This is a genomic window from Psychroserpens luteus (assembly GCF_015319355.1).
Taxonomy (GTDB): Bacteria; Bacteroidota; Bacteroidia; order Flavobacteriales; family Flavobacteriaceae; genus Psychroserpens; species Psychroserpens luteus.
Genome location: NZ_JADILU010000021.1, coordinates 1 through 3457 on the forward strand (window position 1 = coordinate 1; position 3457 = coordinate 3457).

The 3457-nt window shown below is 29.0% G+C and carries 2 protein-coding genes; both read right to left on the reverse strand.

The window, feature by feature from the left end; translation table 11 throughout:
* Positions 1–263: 263 nt before the first annotated feature.
* Positions 264–2396, reverse strand: coding sequence for an ATP-binding protein (locus IM744_RS20525; protein ID WP_194510033.1), 2133 nt, complete (start codon positions 2394–2396; stop codon positions 264–266).
* Between the two features lie 226 nt (positions 2397–2622).
* A complete protein-coding gene (locus IM744_RS20530; protein WP_194510034.1) occupies positions 2623–3309 on the reverse strand; it encodes a DUF6624 domain-containing protein in 687 nt (228 codons plus the stop codon).
* Positions 3310–3457 lie beyond the last annotated feature (148 nt).

The window sequence follows — 3457 nt, forward strand, 5'->3', positions numbered from 1 at the left end:
ATAATTTCTCCTATTGCATATTTAAAATACTTTCCATTATTGCTGTCAGAAAGTAAATTTTGTCTAATTTTCCTAAAAAATTTTATCATTGGTTAGCGTTTTCTGATAATGAAGCACAACGGTTACGTATAAGAATAGTGCGGTTTTGTGTGTGAGGATTTTCCGCAGGAAAATCAGAAGTAGCAAAAGTGCACTATTCATTGTTTAAGCACTAAACTACGCATTATTTTTATGCGATGTTACCTGTAGGCCTAATTCCGATTTTAAAGTGGTGGTTCGATATTATCTTTTGTCAATTTTTTAATAAATATATTGTTGCGATTTTTTGCTCGTTCAAGAAGTGTTGAATATTTAATGACTTCCGTATAGAGTGAACCGTCTTTTCCTTCATTATTGAACATTCCTGCTATAGTTTTTGATGGTCTAAATAAATAATCAAAATTATAAGCGTTTTTGAAATCCGCATCATAAGCTCTAACGTCATTCGGTTCAATTTTTTCTCCAATTAAATATCCATAAAATGTAGTTAATTTCATTCCAGGAATTGAAAAATTCCTTAAAAGAGTTGCGTAATTGCCTATTTGATTTAAGTGGTCAGATACACTAACATCAGGATTTTTAAACTCAATAATTATACATTTTCCTTCTTGAGGGAATAATAATATATCTGGTCTTTTATGAAGTCGGTTTTCTCCAATAGCTGTTATAAATTCTTTTTCTTCTTTGGATAAGTCTTCTCGAATGATGTTTTCTCCTTTAAATGTTATGTCAGATAATTTGGATTCTGAAATCCCATGAAAATATATAAAATCTTCATTTATAATCCATAAGTCACTTTTATCTGTTGTTTTAGTGTTTTGTTGAAAGATTAAATTATGTAACAAAGCTTCATCATTATTTCGTGAACCATCATTTTGAACTGATAATTTTCTATTTAAAATCAATGAAAATAATTCAAGAACAAGTTTTCGTCGTGCAACATAATGAGTTAGTTCTGCTTTGTTCTGTTGTGGAATTACTCTAACTATTCTTTCAATTTCTTCATCGAGTGTGTTAGAGTAATCATCAGATGTAGTATCTAAAAGATTTAATCTTTCTATACTGCATTTTAAATTTGAATCTAATTCAGCTTTTTTTCTTGCTTCTGATGTGTAGAATTTTTCTAATATCTTTTTATCACTATCATTTATAGAAATTTCAATTTCTGAATCCTCTGGTAATAAAAACATTTCCTTAAGATTCTTTATATCCAACTGATGTTTTTCTTGTATCTTTTTTATTTGTGGATACAAATTGTAAATAGAACCATTGATTGACATTTCTAGAAGTTCTAGAATTATTACTTCCTCATTAAAAATATTAGGGTCGTTTGAGAAAATGTCATTATTTGGAATATCTAACTCGCCTCGTTCGTTTGTGTCTTTATCATCCAGATAATCACTAGAAATTAAAAATAGAAAATGACTATTGTCAATTACTTCATCTTTTGAGAGATAATTTAAGTTAATTTCAAAATTCTCGATTACCTCGTGTTTACTGGTCAGTTTTAAATCATTATGTTTTAAAAAAGACTTATCTAATTTATATGAGTTTATTGTAAAAATTTCAAAATTTTCTGTTTCAATTATACCTTTAGCATCATCTGCAATCTTTGAATAGTGAATTTTTACATTATCAGATTTGTCTATTTTTGGAATATCAGATTTTGAAATTGTAGATTTGCCTTCTCTATCATTAAACACGAAGTGTTCTATTGTTATTTCTGGTAGACTTTCTTTATTTAAGCAAAAATACTGGATGTATCTTTTCAAAAGTGCATCTTTCAAAATAACATCGTTAAGTGTGTGATAAATATTTCTTGTTTGGTCTAAAAGACCTTCAAAAGTCAATATAGTACCTGAAGATTTTGCATCTATTTCAATATCACTTTTGTGAAATGTAATTGAGTTTTCTTTGAGATAGTTTTTATTTTTTGAAACGAAAAATTCTCTTTCTCTAAAACTACCATTATCTTGATATTTGCTTTTTATTTTTGTTTTATCAAAATAGTGAGTGAATTGTATTCTTCCAGAGCCAAGATTTTTGAACCCTTTAGTAAAATCTTTATATGTATTGAATCTTTTAAATTCTTTATCATCAAAACCAACACCATTGTCACTTATTTGAAGTTTTGAAAAAGTAAAACTTTGGTCTGTATTTTGTGTAGAATAAATTTTTACATCAATATTTCCTTTAAAGTTTTTATTTTGGGTTTCTTTTATTCGAATTGCTTCTAAAGAATTTGTAAACGCTTCGTAAACAGGTTGAAGTGAAATTTTTGAGCGTTTTACGTCTCTAATTACTCCTTCGTAATAAACTCCATCTCCACTAATATATGTATTGTTTTCAAATTTCATTTTTACTTCTTTAAAGTTCAGTAAAGTTAGTATTATTCACTCTGTTTTTTATGAAAACTGATGTTTTTTCGGCTTACAGGTAACGGAATTGTGTATGGTTAGTTGCGTGGTTAAGCAACTAATTTAGCAAATAAATCACAGATAGAATATTCCGCAGGAATGTTCGTAAGTCGGCAGTGACCAAGCAATTAATTATACACGGTGTTACCCACAGGCTTTTTGCGTATTAATTCGTTTTGTAAAGTGTAGGTTCAGTTATTCCTTTGCTCAAATAGTTTTCTTTATTCATTTCAAAATGCATTTCCGACATTCCATTTAAATACTCTTCGATTGGCTCCAATCCGATTGATTTTCTTCGTGAATTTACATTTATACTATCCGTTAATTTTTTTGGATATGCTTGTCCATTATTCATATTATAGGTTACTTGCGTACCATAAATTTGGGGTTGTCCAGTGTTTAAATTTACACGGTCAACTAAAAGTCCATAATTTGTTGAGATTGCATTTTGTTTGTCAACTTCCTTTTTCATTTCTTTCAGAACTTCTTTTTGGAATTCCGGATTGTGGTCAGAATGTTGAGCAACCATCCAAAAATTTCTAGAACCATTTTCTCCAGCTAAATCAAAACCAACAAATCCATATTTATCAAGAATTTCTTTTGCTCGCTTTTGATTTTTCAGATACACGCTATCTTTGAACTTCTCCCATTTTTGTTGTGTCAAATGAGAATATTTTTCAGGTGGAAAAGCATTCGATGCTACTAATTGGTCAATTTCTGCCATTTTTTCAAGTTCATCAGCTAATTCTTTATTAAACTCTATTTTTTCTTCGGCTACATTTTCTTCCGCACTTTTTTGTTTGCATCCAAATAGTGTGAGACTTATTAAAATAATTCCGAATATTTTGTTCATTGTAGGATGTTTTTTCAGCTTGTGGGTAATGGTTAGTGGTATGAATAGTGGCCTTCTCCATAAACTTGCTTTTTAGGCCATTATTTATACCACGTGTTGTCTGCCGTATATTTTTTAGTTTAAATTTCCTGAAATTAAAAAATATAGA